This is a genomic window from Pseudomonas sp. GM25 (assembly GCF_000282255.1).
Taxonomy (GTDB): Bacteria; Pseudomonadota; Gammaproteobacteria; order Pseudomonadales; family Pseudomonadaceae; genus Aquipseudomonas; species Aquipseudomonas aphyarum.
Genome location: NZ_AKJQ01000038.1, coordinates 1 through 19,778, shown reverse-complemented (window position 1 = coordinate 19,778; position 19,778 = coordinate 1). Strand labels below are relative to the sequence as shown.

At 60.8% G+C, this 19,778-nt stretch carries 13 protein-coding genes; 8 read left to right on the top strand and 5 right to left on the bottom strand.

Annotation, left to right across the window (positions count from 1 at the left end; all coding sequences use genetic code 11):
• Positions 1-5 precede the first annotated feature (5 nt).
• The 4 genes from PMI24_RS14305 to PMI24_RS14290 all read right to left on the bottom strand — a co-directional run bounded on the left by PMI24_RS14305 (position 6) and on the right by PMI24_RS14290 (position 4,115).
• Complete coding sequence (locus PMI24_RS14305; RefSeq protein ID WP_007955061.1) at positions 6-986, bottom strand: AAA family ATPase; 981 nt, start codon at positions 984-986, stop codon at positions 6-8.
• Positions 987-1,034: 48 nt separating this feature from the next.
• Positions 1,035-1,985 (bottom strand): SphA family protein, encoded by a 951-nt coding sequence (locus PMI24_RS14300; protein WP_007955060.1) that lies wholly within the window; start codon positions 1,983-1,985, stop codon positions 1,035-1,037.
• A gap of 12 nt (positions 1,986-1,997) precedes the next feature.
• Positions 1,998-3,374, bottom strand: a complete 1,377-nt coding sequence (locus tag PMI24_RS14295) for a DUF1254 domain-containing protein (protein ID WP_086788483.1) — start codon at positions 3,372-3,374, stop codon at positions 1,998-2,000.
• Positions 3,375-3,689: 315 nt separating this feature from the next.
• Positions 3,690-4,115, bottom strand: coding sequence for a YciI family protein (locus PMI24_RS14290; RefSeq protein WP_007955058.1), 426 nt, complete (start codon positions 4,113-4,115; stop codon positions 3,690-3,692).
• A 132-nt stretch (positions 4,116-4,247) separates the two neighbouring features.
• On the opposite strand from PMI24_RS14290, the gene PMI24_RS14285 reads away from it, so the two are divergent.
• From PMI24_RS14285 to PMI24_RS14260, 6 genes are all read left to right on the top strand, one after another.
• Complete coding sequence (locus PMI24_RS14285; RefSeq protein WP_007955057.1) at positions 4,248-4,691, top strand: SRPBCC family protein; 444 nt, start codon at positions 4,248-4,250, stop codon at positions 4,689-4,691.
• A gap of 132 nt (positions 4,692-4,823) precedes the next feature.
• Positions 4,824-5,324 carry a thiol peroxidase gene (gene tpx, locus PMI24_RS14280; RefSeq protein WP_007955056.1) on the top strand — a complete coding sequence of 167 codons (501 nt, stop codon included), beginning with the start codon at positions 4,824-4,826 and terminating at the stop codon, positions 5,322-5,324.
• A gap of 175 nt (positions 5,325-5,499) precedes the next feature.
• Complete coding sequence (locus PMI24_RS14275; RefSeq protein WP_007955055.1) at positions 5,500-6,807, top strand: MdtA/MuxA family multidrug efflux RND transporter periplasmic adaptor subunit; 1,308 nt, start codon at positions 5,500-5,502, stop codon at positions 6,805-6,807.
• Positions 6,804-9,908 (top strand): MdtB/MuxB family multidrug efflux RND transporter permease subunit, encoded by a 3,105-nt coding sequence (locus tag PMI24_RS14270; RefSeq protein ID WP_007955054.1) that lies wholly within the window; start codon positions 6,804-6,806, stop codon positions 9,906-9,908. The genes PMI24_RS14275 and PMI24_RS14270 overlap by 4 nt, the downstream gene beginning before the upstream one ends.
• Positions 9,905-13,012: an efflux RND transporter permease subunit gene (locus tag PMI24_RS14265; protein WP_007955052.1), complete on the top strand. Its 3,108-nt coding sequence runs from the start codon at positions 9,905-9,907 to the stop codon at positions 13,010-13,012. The genes PMI24_RS14270 and PMI24_RS14265 overlap by 4 nt, the downstream gene beginning before the upstream one ends.
• Positions 13,009-14,484 (top strand): efflux transporter outer membrane subunit, encoded by a 1,476-nt coding sequence (locus PMI24_RS14260; RefSeq protein WP_007955050.1) that lies wholly within the window; start codon positions 13,009-13,011, stop codon positions 14,482-14,484. Before PMI24_RS14265 ends, PMI24_RS14260 begins: the two co-directional genes overlap by 4 nt.
• Positions 14,485-14,594: 110 nt before the next feature.
• On the opposite strand, the gene PMI24_RS28570 is transcribed toward PMI24_RS14260, so the two are convergent.
• Positions 14,595-16,367 (bottom strand): hypothetical protein, encoded by a 1,773-nt coding sequence (locus PMI24_RS28570; RefSeq protein ID WP_007955042.1) that lies wholly within the window; start codon positions 16,365-16,367, stop codon positions 14,595-14,597.
• Positions 16,368-16,762: 395 nt separating this feature from the next.
• Here PMI24_RS28570 and PMI24_RS14245 point away from each other — a divergent pair, with 395 nt between their 5' ends.
• Positions 16,763-18,844, top strand: coding sequence for a putative bifunctional diguanylate cyclase/phosphodiesterase (locus PMI24_RS14245; protein ID WP_007955040.1), 2,082 nt, complete (start codon positions 16,763-16,765; stop codon positions 18,842-18,844).
• Between the two features lie 85 nt (positions 18,845-18,929).
• Complete coding sequence (locus PMI24_RS14240) at positions 18,930-19,676, top strand: SDR family oxidoreductase (protein WP_007955033.1); 747 nt, start codon at positions 18,930-18,932, stop codon at positions 19,674-19,676.
• The last annotated feature ends 102 nt before the right edge of the window (positions 19,677-19,778 follow it).

The window sequence follows — 19,778 nt, the reverse complement described above, 5'->3', positions numbered from 1 at the left end:
AGACCTCAGGCCGGAATGGCGACTTTGTCGAGGATCCGGTCCAGCACCTGATCGGCACTGACGCCGTCGGCCACCGCGTCGTAGCTCAGTTGCAGGCGATGCCGCAACACCGGATGCACCACGGCGCGTACGTTGTCCGGCGAAACGAAATCCTGGCCCTGCAACCACGCATCGGCGCGGGCGCAGCGATCCAGGCCAATGCCGCCTCGCGGGCTGGCGCCGATGGCGATCCAGCGGGCGAGGTCTTCGTCGTAGTCGGCCGGATGGCGGGTGGCGTTGATCAGGTCGATCAGGTAGCGGTCGATAGCGGGGGAAACGTGCACCGCGCTGACCTCTTTGCGCGCGGCGAAGATCACGTCCTGCGCCAGCTCGAAACCCTTGGTTGGCGCGGTGCTGGCGCCCTGGGCAAACTCCTCGGCGCGCAACAGTCGCAGCACTTGGCTTTCGTTGTCGGCACTGGGGTAATCGAGCAGGACTTTCATCAGAAACCGGTCCATCTGCGCTTCAGGCAGCGGGTAGGTGCCTTCCTGTTCGATCGGGTTCTGAGTGGCGACCACAATGAACAGCTCCGGCAGCGCATGGCTGTTGCCGGCCACGGTGATCTGCCGTTCTTCCATGGCTTCGAGCAACGCCGCCTGCACCTTGGCCGGCGCACGGTTGATCTCGTCGGCCAGAATCAGGTTGCCGAACAGCGGGCCGGGCTGGAAGCGGATCTCGTTCTTGCCCTCGACCTGGTGCAGTACCTCGGCACCGGTAATGTCCGAGGGCAGCAGGTCGGGGGTGAACTGGATGCGGCTCATCTTCGCATCCAGGTGTTTGGCCAGCGCCTTGACCGTGCGGGTCTTGGCCAGCCCCGGCAGGCTTTCCAGCAGCAGGTGCCCGTTGGCCAGCAGGCCGAGCAGGATCTGCCGGATCACCTGATCCTGGCCGAGCACCGCTTCGGCGATGCTGGCTTGCAGGGCGTTGAGGTCGGTAAGTGCTGTCATGTAGCTTCCCTTCTCGAATGACCGGCTATGAAGGTAGCCGGCAGCGGTCTAGAAAAACGCCAGGGTCAGGTTGACGGCGACGCCGTTGCCTTCAGGCCGGTTCTTGGTATCGAACTCCGGCACCCAGCGCGCGCTGACGCTGGCCTGCGCATCGGCGAACTTGCCGCTCCAGCCGACAGTCGGGCCGGCGCCCACCGAGCGCCCGCGAAAGCCGTTGAGGGTGTCGGCGGTGTCGCCCTTGTCGTCGCTGATCTGCTGGACGTAACCGGCGACCAGCCCGGCGTTCCAGCCGTTGCCGAAACCGTGGGTCCACAAGGCTTCGAGGGTGAAGATGTCGCCGGTGCGGTAATCGGTGGCCTTGTTCTCGGTGTAGAACTGCAGGTTGCCGGAGAGGGTGAATTCGCCGCCCTTGCCGTCCAGATGAGAGAACGCCACGGTGGGCATGAACGTGTAGTTGTTCTGCCCGGCGTTGGCCAGACGATCATCGTTATAGGCCCCGGTCGGGACGTAGATCGGCAGCGAAAACGCGATGTGGTTGAGCTCGTCGAAGTGGTAGCCGGCGGCAATCGGCGTGATCAGCGCATCGGCAAACTGGGTGCCGGAATCGCTGGTGCCGAGGGTGCGCCCGCGCGGGCCGGTGACGGCAGCATCGATGTCGGTGTACTGGACGGGCACGCCAATGGCCGAGGCGTAATTCCATTGGCCCTTGCCGGTGTCCCAGACGTGGGTGAGGTTGGCCATGGTGTAGGAGACTTTCATCTTGATCCCGGCGCTGACCTCACCGGAAATCGGCGCGCCGCCACTGCCCTTGATCTCGCCGTCGTACCAGATGCTGGTCACGGACATCACCCAGCCCGGCGCCGGCGGAATTACACCGGCGTTGGAGAAAACCTGCTGGCCGGTGATCGGCCGACCGACGCCACCTTCAGCCGCGTACACCAGCGGACTGCCGATCATGCACAGCGCCAGCAACGGGCGGACAACGCAAGGCTTGACCATGAAGCACTCCGTTTATGGTTTTGAGTCGGATGGCGTCAGCAGCGGCATTTTCCACTCGCCGCTGGCCACTTCCGGTTTGGGCAGATACAGGCGCAACACACCGTAGAACGGTCCGTTCGGTGCCGGCAGCCAGTTGGCCTGTTTGTCCTTGCCCGGATTCTTGTGCTGCACATAGAGAGTCAGGCCGCCGTCGGCGTCGAGCTTGAGGTCCGGCAGCATTCGCGAGTTGATCAGGTAACGATTGAGCGGGTTGGCTACCAGCAATTTGCTCTGGCCGTCGTACATCGTCAGCGACCAGAACGCGTCGGCCGGGGGCAGGGCGCCCTTGGCGAAATGCAGGGTGTAGTCGTGTTTCGAGGCATCCGCCGGCTGGCCGTCCTTGTCGACGAAATAGCCGATGTAATCCGCTTCTTCGGCGGAGTTGCCGAAGATCCCCATATTGGCCCCGGCGTAGCGGTACAGGTAATTGCCCTTGAGGTGATCGCGGGTGCCGAAGAAGTCGCCGCTGCTGACTTCATGGGTTTCGACCTTGTCTTTCTTGAAGGCGGCGAACTCGGCTTTCGCGTCAGCAATGCCGTCTTCCAGCGCTTTTCGGTGTTCGGGGCTGAGTGTCTTCAGGTCAAACGGTTTTCCGGCGCCAATGCCGATTTTGGCGAAGCGGCCGAGCAGGTCTTTCTCGACATCCTGCGGCGGGGTGAAGGCCAGCATGAAGTTCAGGTAACGAAACAGGTCCGGGGTTTCGCTCATGGTCGGCGTCGGTTTCGGCCAGTTGACCTTCGGTGCCGGCGGCGGGGCTTTCTGTTTCACGTAATGGCTCAGGGTCTCGACCTTGTAGCCTTTCTGGATCTGTTTGACCTTGGCCAGGTCCTTGTCGTCGAACAGTTGTGTGCGATACAGCGCGTAGGTGAGGTTGCTTTCGCTGCGCAGCAAACGGTCGATATTGAGTGGTTGCTGACCCTGCCAGTCCGGCCCGGCAATCATGAAATGGCCACCGTTGTTGCCGGTGCTGCGGGTGCCCAGGTAAGCGAAATTTTGCGTGTAGGCGTCGATCAGTTGCACCGAGTAATAACGGTGCTCCTCGATGGGTGGCAGGGTGAGAATCAGCGGTTCGGCCCGCAGGTCCATCCAGACGAATGAATAGGGCGTGTCGGCGTTCGGCGTGACGAACGCGGTGTCCTTGGCGGTGAAGGCCTTGGCGGTGTTGCCGATCCTGTTCAGCGGCGCCTTGTAGTTCGGGCTCTTGGTGTCGATGGCCTGGGTGTAGAGGGTCTTGTACATCTCCACCACCGGAAAGCCATACAGATAGGCTTCCTTGGCAATGGCCCGGGCTTCTTCGGGGCTGGCGGTGAAATCCTGAGCACCGACGCCGCAACTGACGAACATGCTCATCACGCCGTAACCGGCGGCTTTGATCAGCGTTTTCGAACGGCCGCTGAAGACTGAGGTCAGCACGCTCACCGACCACAAGACGTTGATCCTGTTGTGCTTGGACATGATTCCCCGGTTCCCTGGTGGCTCAGTGGACGACTCGGCACTCTCTAGGCCGTTACGACGTAATCCCTTTCTTATCAAGCCTGTAGGACATGTCTGTTGACGCTAGCAGTTAATCGGGGGTTAGCCAGTCTAAGGGGTTAATTCTTTGGTTTTGTGCGCAGGATCACGTTGCTTTGTGCACGAAAGTGGTCCTGCGCAAATCTTCGGTATTCAGTGTTTCTTGGCTTGTTCGCGGATGCGTTCTTCCTGCTCGCGCAGTTCCGGGGTGAACTCGGCGCCGAAATCTTCCGGGCTGAATACCTGGCGAATCTCGATTTCCGATTCAGTGCCCGGCATGGGATTCGGGCAGCGCTTGACCCACTCGATGGCTTCCTCTTTCGACTTCACGTCCCAGATCCAGTAACCGGCGATCAGCTCCTTGGTCTCGGCGAACGGGCCGTCGATCACGCTGCGGTTTTGACCGCTGAAGCGCACACGGGCGCCTTTGCTGCTGGGGTGCAGGCCGTCGGCTGAAACCAGAATGCCAGCCTTGGCCAGTTCCTCGTTGTAGTTGCCCATGTCGGTCAGCAATTGCTCGCTGGGCATCACGCCGGCTTCGGAGTCGTGGCTGGCTTTGACAATGATCATGAAGCGCATGGTGTTTCTCCGCAGATAGGTGAGGGATTCATGGCTTAGTCGAACGGCCGGGGTCTGAATCGACAGGTCGTTAAAGAAAAGATGCAGACTCGCGTTTTAACAAGCATCACCTTCATTCGGAATGTGTCCGCCATGCCCACCCTGGAACTCACCACGCTGATCCCCGGCCGCACCCCGAGCGAGGTGCTCGACTTCTGTCTGGAAGGGGTCAATTTCCCGAAGATCTTCCCTGAACGCATCACGCCGCTGGGGGATATCGATCTGAGCAACCTGCGAATCGAAGCCGGGCGGCAATTCCGCTTCCGGCACTGGATGTTCAACCTGATTCCGTCGAACTGGACGGTGACGATCCGCGAAGTCAGCGACACGCATTTTGTCGATGAAATGCTCAAGGGGCCGTTGCGGGGCTTTCGGCATGAACACCGGGTGGCGGCGGGCGAGGGCGGTACGCTCTACACCGACCGCGTGACTTATTCGGCGATTGGCGGGGTGTTCAGTGAAGGCTTGCTGGTGAACGGTTACATGCGGCGGATCTTCGAGGCCCGGCATCGCAACATGCTGCAATTGCTGGGTTGACGCTCAAGGTTGTATCCAATCTTGCGGGGTGGCACATGACAATTTCGGTTCAGGCATAGGTCGTCGGACAATTTCGTGGTTAACTTCCGCCTCTTGCATGCTTTCCCAACAACGTTAAGAAGGACTCCGTTCATGGCTCAAGTCACTCTCAAAGGCAACCCGGTTCAAGTCAACGGCCAACTGCCACAAGCCGGTTCCAAGGCGCCAGCCTTTTCCCTGGTAGCCGGCAATCTGTCCGACGTCACCCTGAAAGACTTCGCCGGCAAGCGCAAAGTGCTGAACATCTTCCCAAGCGTCGACACTCCGACCTGCGCCACCTCCGTGCGCAAGTTCAACGCTCAGGCCAACGACATCAGCAACACTGTTGTGCTGTGCATCTCGGCTGACCTGCCATTCGCCCAAGCTCGCTTCTGCGGCGCCGAAGGCCTGGAAAACGTACAAAACCTGTCGACCCTGCGCGGCGCCGAGTTCATCGAGAACTACGGTGTGGCCATCGCTGACGGCCCGCTGAAAGGTCTGACCGCTCGTGCGGTGGTTGTATTGGACGAAAACGACAACGTCCTGCACAGCGAACTGGTCAAGGAAATTGCGGAAGAGCCTAACTACGAAGCGGCATTGTCCGTTCTGAAATAAGCGCTTTTACAATTGTTAACGGCCTGGCTCTGTCCAGGCCGTTTTCATTTGTGTATCAGTGTTTTGCCTCACACCTTGAAACGTAAGTGGAAGGTAAATTGCCGGTAAAGCTGCTTTGCTAAATCCCCACCAGTGCTTATCGTTCAGCCTCCCGTAAAAGAAGCCCACGCGCCCAATGGTTAATCACTCCATGCAATCCTCCTCACGTAACTCCCGTCGCTGGCTGTTGAGCCTGCTTGTCCTGCTGGTCATTGCCGGTCTGTGCTGGAAATTCTGGCCCGCCGGTTCGACCCACAAGGAGGGCGGCGAGAAGGCGCAGGCCGGCCACACCGGCCGTTCGGGGATGATGCGTCCGGGCTTCGGCGGGGCGGGCGGGCCGATTCCGGTGCGCGTGGCGCCGGCAGTCACCGGGGACTTCCCGCTGTACTACAAGGCGCTGGGCACGGTGACGGCGCTCAACACCATCAATGTGCGCAGCCGGGTTGGCGGCGAGTTGGTAAAGATCTATTTCGAGGAAGGGCAAATGGTCAAGGCCGGCGACCTGCTGGCGGAGATCGACCCGCGCTCGTACCAGAACGCCTTGCTCCAGGCTGAAGGCACCTTGCTGCAGAATCAGGCGCAGCTGAAGAACGCCCAGGTCGATGTGGAGCGTTATCGCGGTCTTTACAAGGAAGACAGCATCGCCAAGCAGACCCTGGACACCGCTGAGGCGCTGGTCGGCCAGTACCTCGGTACCGTGAAAACCAATCAGGCGGCGGTCAACGACGCCAAGCTCAATCTCGAATTCACCAAGATCCGCGCACCGATTGCCGGTCGCGTCGGCCTGCGTCAGCTCGACGTCGGCAACCTCGTGGCGGCCAACGACACCACGTTCCTCGCGGTCATTACTCAGACCCAGCCGATCAGCGTGGCATTCACCCTGCCGGAAAACAGCCTGGAAACCGTGCTCGCCCGCTACCGCAGCGGCGCCAAACTGCCGGCCGAGGCCTGGGATCGTGGCGACACCAAACTGCAAGCCACCGGTGTACTGCAAAGTCTCGACAACCAGATCGACGTGACCACCGGCACCCTGAAATTCAAGGCGCGCTACGAGAACCGCGATCAGTCGCTGTTCCCCAACCAGTTCGTCAACGTTCATTTGCTGGCTGACACCCTGAAAGGTGTGGTGCTGGCTCCATCGGCGGCCATTCAGTTCGGCACCAACGGCACCTTCGTCTACGCGCTGGACGGCGACAAGAAAGTCACCATCCGCCAGTTGAAGATCGGCGCCAGCGACGGCGAAAACACCGTGATCACCGAAGGCCTGGCCGCCGGCGACCGCGTGGTGCTGGAAGGCACTGACCGTCTGAAGGAAGGCAGCGAAGTGGAAGTGGTCAACGACAGCAAGGATGTGCCGACCACCCCGACCGAACACCTGCAAGGCAAGTCCGCCGCCACCGCGCCTGACGCCACCGTCACTGACAAGGCCAAGAAGGGCGCATGAACATTTCGCGTCTGTTCATCCTCCGTCCGGTCGCCACCACGCTGAGCATGCTGGCCATCGTTCTGGCCGGTCTGATCGCTTATCGCCTGCTGCCGGTCTCGGCCTTGCCGCAGGTCGATTACCCGACCATCCGGGTCATGACCCTGTATCCGGGCGCCAGTCCGGACGTGATGACCAGCGCCGTCACCGCGCCGCTGGAACGTCAGTTCGGGCAGATGCCGGGCCTCACGCAAATGGCCTCGACCAGTTCCGGCGGCGCGTCGGTGCTGACCCTGCGTTTCAGCCTCGACATCAACATGGACGTCGCCGAGCAGCAGGTGCAGGCCGCGATCAACGCCGCGACCAACCTGTTGCCGACCGACTTGCCGGCGCCGCCGGTGTACAACAAGGTCAACCCGGCGGACACCCCGGTACTGACCCTGGCCATCACCTCGAAAACCATGTTGCTGCCCAAACTCAATGACCTGGTCGATACGCGCATGGCGCAGAAGATCGCCCAGATCAGCGGCGTCGGCATGGTCAGCATTGCCGGCGGCCAGCGCCAGGCGGTGCGGATCAAGGTCAACCCGGAGGCCCTCGCTGCCAACGGCCTGAACCTGTCGGATGTGCGCACGCTGATCAGCGCGTCCAACGTCAACCAGCCCAAGGGTAACTTTGACGGCCCGACCCGAGTGTCGATGCTCGACGCCAACGACCAGCTGACGTCGCCCAAGGATTACGCCAACCTGATCCTGGCCTACGCCAATGGCGCGCCGCTGCGGCTCAAGGATGTCGCGCAGATCGTCGACGGCGCCGAGAACGAGCGTCTGGCGGCGTGGGCCAACCAGAATCAGGCTGTTTTGCTGAACATCCAGCGTCAGCCGGGCGCTAACGTGATCGAAGTGGTCGACCGGATCAAGGCGCTGCTGCCGAGCATCACCGACAACCTGCCAGCCGGTCTCGACGTGGTCGTGCTGACCGACCGCACCCAGACCATCCGCGCATCGGTTACCGACGTGCAACATGAGTTGCTGATCGCCATCGCGCTGGTGGTGATGGTGACGTTCCTGTTCCTGCGGCGTGCCAGTGCGACGATCATTCCGTCGGTGGCCGTGCCGCTGTCGCTGATCGGTACGTTTGGCGTGATGTACCTCGCTGGCTTCTCGGTCAACAACCTGACGCTGATGGCATTGACCATCGCCACCGGTTTCGTGGTCGACGATGCGATCGTGATGCTGGAAAACATCGCGCGTTTCATCGAGGAGGGCGACAGCCCGATGCAGGCGGCGCTCAAGGGCGCGAAGCAGATCGGTTTCACCCTGATTTCCCTGACCCTGTCGCTGATCGCGGTACTGATTCCGCTGCTGTTCATGGCCGACGTGGTGGGGCGGTTGTTCCGCGAATTCGCCATCACCCTGGCGGTGGCGATCCTGATTTCCCTGGTGGTCTCGCTGACCCTGACGCCGATGATGTGCGCGCGTCTGCTCAAGCGTGAGCCGGAAGCACATGAGCAGGGCCGCTTCTACCGCGCCAGTGGCGCGTTCATCGACTGGATGATCGCCGCTTACGGCCGCAAGTTGCAGTGGGTGCTCAAGCACCAGCCGCTGACTCTGCTGGTGGCCATCGGCACCCTGGCCCTGACCGTGTTCCTTTATATGGTGGTGCCCAAGGGCTTCTTCCCGGTGCAGGACACCGGGGTGATCCAGGGCATTTCCGAAGCGCCGCAGTCGATTTCCTTCGCGGCGATGGGCGAGCGTCAGCAGGCACTGGCCAAGGTGATTCTCGAAGATCCGGCGGTCGAAAGCCTGTCGTCCTACATCGGTGTCGACGGTGACAACGCCACGCTCAACAGTGGCCGGCTGCTGATCAACCTCAAGCCTCATGGCCAGCGTGATCTGACGGCGACCGAAGTGATTGCCCGCCTGCAACCGCAACTGGACAAGCTTGTTGGCATCCGTCTGTTCATGCAGCCGGTGCAGGACCTGACGATCGAAGATCGTGTCAGCCGCACCCAGTACCAGTTCAGCATGTCATCGCCGGATTCCGAATTGCTCAGTCTGTGGAGCGGCCGTCTGGTCGAGGCCCTGGCCCAGCGCCCGGAACTGACCGACGTCGCCAGCGACTTGCAGGACAAAGGCTTGCAGGTGTTCCTGGTGATCGACCGCGACGCTGCTTCACGGCTGGGTGTGTCGGTCTCGAACATCACCGATGCGCTGTACGACGCGTTCGGCCAGCGGCAAATCTCGACCATCTACACCCAGGCCAGCCAGTACCGCGTGGTGCTGCAGGCTCAGGCCGGGGAGAAGATCGGTCCGCAGGCGCTGGATCAGATTCACGTCAAGACCACCGATGGCGGGCAGGTGCGGTTGTCGAGTCTGGCCCACGTCGAGGAACGTCAGGCGCAACTGGCGATCACCCACATCGGCCAGTTCCCGGCGGTGATGATGTCGTTCAACCTCGCGCCCGGCGTGGCGCTGGGGCATGCGGTGGACATCATCGAGCAGGTGCAGAAGGACATCGGCATGCCGATTGGCGTGCAGACCCAGTTCCAGGGTGCAGCCGAAGCGTTCCAGGCGTCGCTGTCGAGTACCTTGCTGCTGATTCTGGCAGCGGTGGTGACCATGTACATCGTGCTCGGCGTGCTTTACGAGAGCTATATTCACCCGATCACCATCCTGTCGACCTTGCCGTCGGCGGCGGTGGGGGCCTTGCTGGCGTTGCTGCTCAGTGGCAATGACCTGGGCATGATCGCGATCATCGGCATCATTCTGCTGATCGGTATCGTCAAGAAAAACGCGATCATGATGATCGACTTCGCCCTCGACGCCGAACGCACTCAGGGCATGGCGCCGGAGCAGGCGATTTATCAGGCGGCGCTGTTGCGTTTCCGGCCGATTCTGATGACCACGCTCGCTGCGCTGTTCGGTGCGGTACCGCTGATGCTGGCTACCGGTTCCGGCGCTGAATTGCGTCAGCCGCTGGGTCTGGTGATGGTCGGCGGGTTGCTGGTGAGTCAGGTGCTGACGCTGTTCACCACGCCGGTGATCTACCTGTACTTCGATCGTCTCGGCCGGCGCTGGGGCCGTGCTCCTTCGGCCGTGGAGCCGGTGGAACAGCCATGAACCTGTCCGGTCCTTTCATCAAACGCCCGGTGGCGACCATGCTCCTGAGCCTGGCGATCATGCTGCTGGGCGGTGTGAGCTTCGGTCTGCTGCCGGTGTCGCCGCTGCCGCAAATGGACTTCCCGGTGATCGTGGTGCAGGCCAGCCTGCCCGGCGCCAGCCCGGAAGTCATGGCGTCCACCGTGGCCACGCCGCTGGAGCGTTCGTTCGGCGCTATCGCCGGCGTCAACACCATGAGCAGCCGTTCCAGCCAGGGCTCGACCCGGGTGATTCTGCAGTTCGACCTCGACCGCGACATCAACGGCGCGGCGCGGGAAGTGCAAGCGGCGATCAACGCCTCGCGCAACCTGCTGCCGAGCGGGATGCGCAGCATGCCGACCTACAAGAAGGTCAACCCGTCTCAGGCACCGATCATGGTGCTGTCGCTGACCTCGGATGTGCTGGAAAAAGGCCAGCTCTATGACCTGGCATCGACCATCCTGTCCCAGAGCCTGTCCCAGGTGCAGGGCGTCGGCGAAGTGCAGATCGGCGGCAGCTCGTTGCCAGCGGTGCGCATTGAACTCGAACCCCAGGCGCTGAACCAGTACGGCGTGGCGCTTGACGATGTGCGCAAGACCATTGCCGAAGCCAACGTGCGCCGGCCCAAGGGTTCGGTCGAGGACGACCAGCGTCTGTGGCAGATCCAGGCCAACGATCAGTTGGAGAAAGCCAAGGACTACGAATCGCTGATCATCCACTACAACGGCGGCGCAGCCTTGCGCCTGAAGGACGTGGCCAAGGTCAGCGACGGCGTGGAAGATCGCTACAACAGCGGTTTCTTCAACGACGACGCGGCAGTGTTGCTGGTGATCAACCGCCAGGCCGGTGCCAACATCATTGAGACGGTCAACGAAATCAAGGCGCAGTTGCCGGCGTTGCAGGCGGTGCTGCCGGCCAGCGTCAAACTGAACCTGGCGATGGATCGCTCACCGGTGATCAAAGCCACCCTGCACGAAGCGGAAATGACCCTGCTGATCGCCGTGGCGCTGGTGATTCTGGTGGTGTTCCTGTTCCTCGGTAATTTCCGCGCGTCCCTGATTCCGACGTTGGCGGTGCCGGTGTCGCTGGTCGGCACCTTTGCGGTGATGTACCTCTACGGCTTCTCGCTGAACAACCTGTCGCTGATGGCGCTGATTCTCGCCACCGGGCTGGTGGTGGACGACGCCATCGTGGTGCTGGAGAACATTTCCCGGCACATCGACGAAGGCGTCAAACCGATGAAGGCCGCGTACCTCGGGGCCAAGGAAGTCGGGTTCACCTTGCTGTCGATGAACGTCTCGCTGGTGGCGGTGTTCCTGTCGATCCTGTTCATGGGCGGGATCATCGAAAGTCTGTTCCGCGAGTTTTCCATCACCCTGGCCGCGGCCATCGTGGTGTCGCTGGTGGTTTCCCTGACGCTGACCCCGATGCTCTGCGCCCGCTGGCTCAAACCTCATACACCGGGCGAGGAAAACCGCCTGCAACGCTGGAGCCGCCGCACCAACGACTGGATGGTCGGCAAGTACGCCACCAGCCTCGACTGGGTGTTGCGCCACCGTCGCCTGACGTTGCTGAGCCTGATCATCACCGTCGGGGTGAACGTCGCTCTCTATGTGGTGGTGCCGAAAACCTTCATGCCGCAGCAGGACACCGGCCAGTTGATCGGTTTCGTGCGCGGTGACGACGGTCTGTCGTTCAGCGTGATGCAGCCGAAAATGGAAGTCTTCCGCCGTGCCGTGCTCAAGGACGAAGCGGTCGAGAGTGTGGCCGGGTTCATCGGTGGCACCAACGGCACCAACAACGCTTTCATGCTGGTACGCCTGAAACCGATCAAGGAGCGCAATCTGTCGGCGCAGAAAGTCATCGAGCGCCTGCGCAAGGAAATGCCCAAGGTGGCCGGTGCGCAGTTGATGCTGATGGCCGACCAGGATCTGCAATTCGGCGGCGGTCGCGAGCAGACCACTTCGCAGTACAGCTACATCCTGCAAAGTGGTGATCTGGGCGCCTTGCGCGAGTGGTACCCGAAAGTGGTCACCGCGCTGCGGGCCCTGCCCGAGTTGACCGCGATCGACGCCCGCGAAGGCGCGGGTGCGCAGCAGGTGACGCTGATCGTCGACCGCGATCAGGCCAAACGCCTGGGCGTGGACATGGAAATGGTCACGGCGGTGCTCAACAACGCCTACAGCCAGCGGCAGATTTCCACGATCTACGACAGCCTCAACCAGTATCAGGTGGTGATGGAGGTCAATCCGAAATACGCCCAGGACCCGGTGACGCTCAAGCAGGTTCAGGTGATCACCGCCGACGGTGCGCGGATTCCGCTGTCGACCTTCGCTCATTATGAAAACAGCCTGGAGGACGACCGGGTCAGCCACGAAGGCCAGTTCGCCTCCGAGAGCATTTCCTTCGACATGGCCGAAGGCGTGACGGTGGAGCAGGGCAGTGCCGCCATCGAGCGGGCGATTGCCAGGCTCGGTCTGCCGGAAGACGTGATCGTGAAAATGGCCGGCACCGCCGATGCGTTCGCCGCCACCCAGAAGAGCCAGCCGTTCATGATCCTTGGCGCACTGCTGGCGGTGTATCTGGTGCTGGGCGTGCTGTATGAAAGCTACATTCACCCGCTGACGATCCTGTCGACGCTGCCGTCTGCCGGGGTCGGCGCGTTGCTGTCGATCTACGTGCTGGGCGGCGAGTTCAGCCTGATCTCTCTGCTCGGGCTGTTCCTGCTGATTGGCGTGGTGAAGAAGAACGCGATCCTGATGATCGACCTGGCGCTGCAACTGGAGCGTCACCAAGGCATGGCGCCGCTGGAATCGATCCGCAGCGCCTGTCTGCAACGCTTGCGGCCGATCCTGATGACCACGCTGGCGGCGATCCTCGGCGCCTTGCCGTTGCTGCTGAGCCGGGCCGAAGGCGCGGAAATGCGCCAGCCGCTGGGCCTGACCATCATCGGCGGGCTGGTCTTCAGCCAGGTGCTGACCCTTTACACCACGCCTGTGGTTTACCTCTATCTCGACAAGCTGCGCCATCGTTTCAACAAATGGCGTGGCGTGCGCACCGATGCCGCTCTGGAAACTCCGCTATGACTGACCGTTCGCTTATCAATCTGGCTACCGTTCGCGGCTCGCGTCTGCTGAGCCTGTCGCTGTGCGTGGCGATGCTCAGTGCCTGTGCCGTCGGCCCGGACTACCAGCGCCCGCAGACCGCCGAAATAGCCCAGTACAAGGAAGCCGAAGGCTGGCGTCAGGCCAACCCGAGCGATTCCCTGGCACGCGGCGCCTGGTGGGAGCTGTATGGCGACCGCCAGCTCAACGAGCTGATCGAGAAACTCAACAGTTCCAACCAGACGGTCGCCCAGTCCGAAGCACAGTACCGTCAGGCCCAGGCCTTGGTGCGCAGCGCGCGCGGAGCGTTTTATCCGAGCGTCGATCTGAGCGCCGGCAAGACTCGCTCCAGCCAAGGCACAGGCAGCAGCAGTTCGAGCCTGAGCAGTTCCTCCAGCGGTATTCGTGACACTTACAACGCGCAACTGGGCGTGAGTTGGGAAGCCGATGTCTGGGGCAAATTGCGCCGTGGCCTCGAAGCCAATGAAGCCAGCGCTCAGGCGAGCTACGCCGATCTGGCGGCGATGCGTCTGAGCCAGCAGTCGGAGCTGGTGCAGAACTACCTGCAATTGCGGGTGATCGATCAGCAGAAACGCTTGCTGGAATCGACGGTGGCGGCTTACGAGCGCTCGCTGAAAATGACCATGAACCAGTACAACGCCGGGGTTTCCGGGCGGGACGCGGTGGCGCAGGCGCAGACCCAGCTGAAAACCACCCAGGGCGATCTGGTGGATCTGATCTGGCAACGGGCGCAGTTCGAAAACGCCATCGCGGTACTGACCGGCCAGCCTCCCGCCGAATTCAACATTGCCGAAACCCAGGACATTCCCAAGCTGCCGCAGATCCCGCTGAGCCTGCCGTCGCAGTTGCTCGAGCGCCGTCCGGACATCGCCTCGGCCGAACGCTCGGTGATCGCTGCCAACGCCAACATCGGCGTGGCCAAGGCCGCGTACTACCCGGATTTCAGCCTGAGCATGAGCGGCGGCTACAGCAGCAGTACCTCGCAGAACCTGATCAGCCTGCCGAACCGCTTCTGGTCGGTCGGGCCGAAAATGACCCTGCCGCTGTTCGACGGCGGCATCCGCTCGGCCGAAGTCGACCGCACCGAAGCGGTGTACGACCAGACTGTGGCCAAATACCGCCAGACCGTGCTCGACGGCTTCCGCGAAGTGGAAAACTATCTGGTGCAGTTAAAGGTGTACGAGGACGAAGCGGCCGTGCGTCAGGAAGCCCTCGACGCGGCGCGGGATTCGTTGCGCCTGACCGAAAACCAGTACAAGGCCGGGGTGATTGCTTATCTGGATGTGGTGGTGGTGCAGGCGACGGCGCTGAGCAATGAACGCACTGTCCTGAATATCCTGCAGAGCCGCCTGATTGCCAGCGTGCAGTTGATCGCGGCGCTGGGCGGTGGCTGGGACGGGCAGCTGGAAACCCCGGCGAATAGCGTGCAGTGATCTGACCTCCCTCAGGGCTGTTATCAGGATGTAGCAGGCACCCTGCCTTTTGCGGTAGACCATTGAAGATTGGTCTACCGCTGCTTGGGTTACTCCTCTGATCTTGAGGCTTACTCTGGCAAAGGTGCTTGAATAATCGACATGTCCTGATCTTGCTCCTCGATGCCCATCGCACCCATCGATCCCGTATCCGGTATCGCAGGCACTTTATAAAAACCCAGCCCATAGTCCTTGCTTGAGTTAATGTCCGCGGTATAAAAAGTTTTCGACGTGTCATTGTAAACTTCGCCCGCAGCGGCGCCTGTCCAGGCTTCGGGATGCTGAGGTTGATCCCATTTGATCCATGGGTATGAATAGCACCGTTGCAATACTGCACGTAAGTTGGCGGTCAGCCCAAAATGTCCATTCTGATTGATCCAAGCCGAATATTTCGGGTAAGTCCACGGGTATCCGCCATGGAAGACACGGAGTGCATGGATATTCTCAGCATGCACGGAGTATCTGACTTCACTGCCAACCTTGTCACGTATGACGATCTCGCCTGTACCATTCCACACGGCAGTCACCTTGCCATCAGCCGCTGCTTGAAACGCATTGGAGGTTGATTCGAACGTGTACGGTTCAACACCGCCAACCGGGAGTCGTGTTGCGGTGGTATCAATTGCGTCAACACCATTCGGTGTCCCCAGGTAAGAGTTTACGACCTTTAACCCGTTCAGCCGAAGTAGTGAAGTGTCAACGGACAGCGGAACAAAGGCTTCGACAACTGCCGATGCGATTCTGGAAGTCCCCTGCGAAACGTTATTTCTGAACAACTCGTAGGACATCAGTGCAGTGCTTTTGGGGATGATTTTCTCGTTTGGGATCTTGAGTACGCAGGCCTTTTTCTGCCCCAGTTCATCCTCTTCCACAATGCCAGTTGCATCGGTTATTTCATCCGGCAGGCCAGGTAATCTGGTGATGTATTTCGCTTTGATTGTGTCACCCGCCTCGAAACGTTGGTGTTGCGTCAAAATGATCAGAGATAGCGGGTTGGCTCCCAGTTTCTTCAAACTGATGTTGGTTTTGTCATCGCTCGTATCATTGAGGATTTCTCGAGGGATAAGCGCTGCCAGCAGTGTGCCCGCCTGATCTACAACTACTTTCTCGACGGCCGACCATGGTGCATCAGAATCCGGACCATTTCCGGGTTGATCTTTTACCGTAAAGGAAAAATTGAACTCAGGATCGTCTTTCAAATCGGCGCTGGTGACTTTGAAGCAGATCCGGGTGGGAGTGGCTGAACCATGAGCGGGTGGGGGCGGGGCCTGATTTTCAGTGACCGTGTGAAATACATCATGGCCATTACAATTGAGCCGAATACGGTCATACGCACGGCACCATGCATATTCCACACACACGATGGCTTCGGTGAATCCCGGACCGACACCGTCCGTGATCTCTTTCGGCAGCAGCAGCTTCAAAGAAGAATTTGCACCGTCGCCGGGTGTGACGTCCTGCTCACCGGGTCCCTCCTTGTTATAAATGATTTCTACAGGTGGCTCAGAGGTTCCCTGATTTGAACTTCCGCGCATCACGGTGTAGGTCATTCGATTGACGATGCCTGGAATCAGCAGGCCATGGGGAATGTAAAGTTTGACCGAATCACTGGTTCCCTGAGTCGTGGCACGGGCGATATTGGTCTGGCCGTTCAGGTTTAACTGAACGACTTCACCTCCCTGTTGCCCCAAAAAAGCATCAACCACTACCTCGCAGCCCATGGGCATCAAATCGTAGATAGCCCGAAGTACACCGTAGTCAGCCCCGATAATGGGAGCGGTCGCAAGTGTAATCCGTGCTGGATACAGGAAAATGGATTGTGAGGGCGGAGTTGAGTTAGACATGGATAGATCCCTCTTTGGGCGAGTAATGGGCCGATGAGTTATCAGATATCCAGTGACGACCGCGCACAACTGTCAGAACTTACAGGTAGGAGGGGTGTTCCGATAAACGGTCTCAGCTCCGGGGGATTGCATGGGGTTAAAAATGCACACGGCATCTGCATTCCGAGAATGCTCGAGGCGTTCCATAAATGCTCGAGTCCAGGCACTCACACCGCAAAGATGATCAATCCCGAGTGCCGGGCTAGAGCCTTGTCAGACGATCAAACAAGCGTTTCATCGGGTTGATGGCCATTTGATTACTTTGTCAGTGCGTTCTTCTGTGCAATCAGTACAATCGGCGCATTTGGCCCCGCTGAGAACGGACGCAGTACGGCGGGGTGGTCACGAGAATTCTCATGCTCATCGGTAGCTATTCCTTCACGCTGGTTTTCATTTCGCTGTGTGTGGCGATCCTCGCTTCCTACACCGCGCTCGATCTCACCGGGCGCATTGCCACTGCCAAGGGCCGCGCCGTGCATTTATGGACGGCCGGCGGGGCGTTTGCCATGGGCATCGGCGTCTGGTCGATGCACTTCATTGGCATGCTGGCGTTCAAGCTGCCGATCAGCCTCGGTTACGACATCTCAATCACGGCGCTCTCATTGCTGATCGCTGTGTTGTCCTGCGGTTTTGCCCTGTGGCTGGTCAGCCAGCCGAAACTGCCGGCCTGGCAACTGGCCTTTGGCGCGCTGATCATGGGCGCCGGCATCAGCGCCATGCATTACACCGGCATGGCCGCGATGCGCATGCAGCCGGGCATCGACTACGATCCGACACTGTTCGGCGCCTCGCTGTTGATCGCCGTCGGCGCGTCGGCGGCAGCGTTGTGGATCGCCTTTCGTCTGCGTCAGCAGTCGCCTTACGTGCGGTTGTTCCGTGCCGGGGCGGCGATTGTCATGGGCGTGGCGATTGTCGGCATGCACTACACCGGCATGGCGGCGGCGCGGTTTCCAGACGGCAGTTTCTGCGGTGCGGCACTCAGCGGCCTGAACGGCAACGGCCTCGACAATCTGGTGCTGATCACCACGCTGGCGGTGCTGGCCATAGCGCTGCTGACCTCGATTCTCGACGCCCGCCTCGAAGCCCGCACGGCTGATCTGGCCCATTCGTTGACCGTGGCCAACCGCGAACTCACCCAACTGGCTTTGCACGACACGCTGACCGGTCTGCCGAACCGCATGCTGCTGGACGACCGGATCAATCAGGCGATGAAAAAGGTCAACGAGCAGGGCGGCTGTTTTGCGTTGATGTTCATCGATCTGGACGGCTTCAAGCCGGTCAACGACGCTTTCGGTCACCACATGGGCGACCAGTTACTGCGCGAAGTGGCGATACGCCTGCGTGAAGATTTGCGCAGTCTGGATACGCTGGCGCGAATCGGCGGCGATGAATTTGTCTTGCTGGTGCGCCTGACCGAGCCCAACGATGCACTGGGCCTGGCGGCGCGTCAGGTCGGCTTGATCGCGCAGTCGTTCCGGGTCGCCGAACATGAACTGCAGATTTCCGCCAGCGTCGGCATCGCCCTGTATCCGGGTAATGGCCAGAACGCCCAGGAACTGCTGATGAACGCCGACGCCGCGATGTACCACGCCAAGGGCGGCGGCAAGAACGGCTACAGCTTCTTCGACGCCTCGATGAACAGCAACGCGCGCAAGCAACTGCAACTGCTGCAGGACTTGCGCGCTGCACTGGAACACGGTGAGTTCAGCCTGCATTACCAACCCAAATTCCATGCGGCTGACGGTCGTCCGGTCGGCGCCGAGGCGCTGTTGCGCTGGGAACATCCGACCCAAGGCATGCTGATGCCGGACAAGTTTATCGACCTGGCGGAGAAGACCGGGCTGATCATTCCGATTGGCGAGTGGGTGCTCAACGAGGCCTGCCGGCAGATGCGCGAGTGGTATGTGCTGGGTTACACCGATTGGCGGATTGCGGTGAACCTGTCGGCGTTGCAGTTCTGCCACTCAGGACTGGTGCGCAGCGTGGCCAAAGCCTTGGCGACTCACCATTTGCCGGCCAACAGCCTGACCCTGGAAATCACCGAAACCACCGCCATGAGCGACGCCGACGCGAGCATGACGGTGTTGCAGGAACTGTCCGACATGGGCGTCGACCTGTCCATCGACGACTTCGGCACGGGTTATTCGAGCCTGATGTACCTCAAGCGTCTGCCGGCCAACGAGCTGAAGATCGATCGCGGTTTCGTCCGCGATCTGGAGCACGACAGCGATGACGCGGCCATCGTCTCGGCGATCGTCGCCCTCGGTCAGGCGTTGGGCCTGCGCATCGTGGCTGAAGGTGTGGAGACCGATTCGCAGCAGGATTTCCTGACGCAACTGGGCTGCGATTCGCTGCAAGGTTATCTGCTCGGTCACCCGATGCCGGCGGATCGCTTCCTGCAGGACATCGTGCGCGGCAAACCATTGGCGGTGAGCTGAGCCGCTAATCGCAGGTCATGCAAAACCCTGCAATGACGGTTATTCTTGCCCCGACTGTTACGTGTGCATCGGGGGAAAGGCCAGCATGGATAAAGTCATTGTGATCACCGGCGGCGGTCGTGGAATCGGCGCCGCCACTGCGTTGTTGGCTGCCGAGCAAGGCTACCGGATCTGCATCAATTACCAGACGGACGAACAGGCCGCTCACCACGTGCTCGACCAGGTGCGTGAACGCGGCGCAACGGCCATCGCCGTCCGCGCCGACGTCAGTATCGAAGACGAAGTGATCGCGTTGTTCAACCGGGTCGACAGCGAATTGGGCCGGGTCACCGCCCTGGTGAACAACGCCGGCACCGTGGGGCAAAAATCCCGGGTCGACGAAATGTCCGAATTCCGCATTCTCAAAATCATGAAAACCAACGTGCTGGCGCCGATCCTCTGCGCCAAGCACGCGATCCTGCGCATGTCGCCCAAACACGGCGGGCAGGGCGGGAGCATCGTCAACGTCTCTTCGGTCGCCGCGCGGTTGGGCTCGCCCAATGAGTACGTCGATTACGCAGCGTCCAAAGGCGCGCTGGATACGTTCACTATCGGTCTGTCCAAGGAAGTGGCGGGCGAGGGGATTCGGGTGAATGCGGTGCGTCCGGGTTACATCTATACCGATTTCCACGCGTTGAGCGGCGACCCGGATCGGGTCAGCAAGCTGGAGTCGGCAATCCCGATGGCCCGGGGCGGGCGGCCGGATGAGGTGGCGGAGGCGATTGTCTGGTTGTTGTCGGATAAGGCTTCGTATGCGACGGGGACTTTTGTCGATCTCGGCGGCGGGCGTTAAACCTCTATGATCGTTCCCACGCTCCGCGTGGGAATGCAGCCCGGGACGCTCCGCGTCCCTTCCAGAGCTGGAACGCGGAGCGTCCCTTGAGGCATTCCCACG

Coding starts and splice junctions, on each gene's coding strand:
- tpx (WP_007955056.1), top strand. CDS start 4,824: ATGGCTCAAGTCACTCTCAAAGGCAACCCGGTTCAAGTCAACGGCCAA.
- PMI24_RS14305 (WP_007955061.1), bottom strand. CDS start 986: ATGACAGCACTTACCGACCTCAACGCCCTGCAAGCCAGCATCGCCGAA.
- PMI24_RS14295 (WP_086788483.1), bottom strand. CDS start 3,374: ATGAGCATGTTCGTCAGTTGCGGCGTCGGTGCTCAGGATTTCACCGCC.
- PMI24_RS14290 (WP_007955058.1), bottom strand. CDS start 4,115: ATGCGCTTCATGATCATTGTCAAAGCCAGCCACGACTCCGAAGCCGGC.
- PMI24_RS14265 (WP_007955052.1), top strand. CDS start 9,905: ATGAACCTGTCCGGTCCTTTCATCAAACGCCCGGTGGCGACCATGCTC.
- PMI24_RS14270 (WP_007955054.1), top strand. CDS start 6,804: ATGAACATTTCGCGTCTGTTCATCCTCCGTCCGGTCGCCACCACGCTG.
- PMI24_RS14240 (WP_007955033.1), top strand. CDS start 18,930: ATGGATAAAGTCATTGTGATCACCGGCGGCGGTCGTGGAATCGGCGCC.
- PMI24_RS28570 (WP_007955042.1), bottom strand. CDS start 16,367: ATGTCTAACTCAACTCCGCCCTCACAATCCATTTTCCTGTATCCAGCA.
- PMI24_RS14285 (WP_007955057.1), top strand. CDS start 4,248: ATGCCCACCCTGGAACTCACCACGCTGATCCCCGGCCGCACCCCGAGC.
- PMI24_RS14275 (WP_007955055.1), top strand. CDS start 5,500: ATGGTTAATCACTCCATGCAATCCTCCTCACGTAACTCCCGTCGCTGG.
- PMI24_RS14300 (WP_007955060.1), bottom strand. CDS start 1,985: ATGGTCAAGCCTTGCGTTGTCCGCCCGTTGCTGGCGCTGTGCATGATC.
- PMI24_RS14245 (WP_007955040.1), top strand. CDS start 16,763: ATGCTCATCGGTAGCTATTCCTTCACGCTGGTTTTCATTTCGCTGTGT.
- PMI24_RS14260 (WP_007955050.1), top strand. CDS start 13,009: ATGACTGACCGTTCGCTTATCAATCTGGCTACCGTTCGCGGCTCGCGT.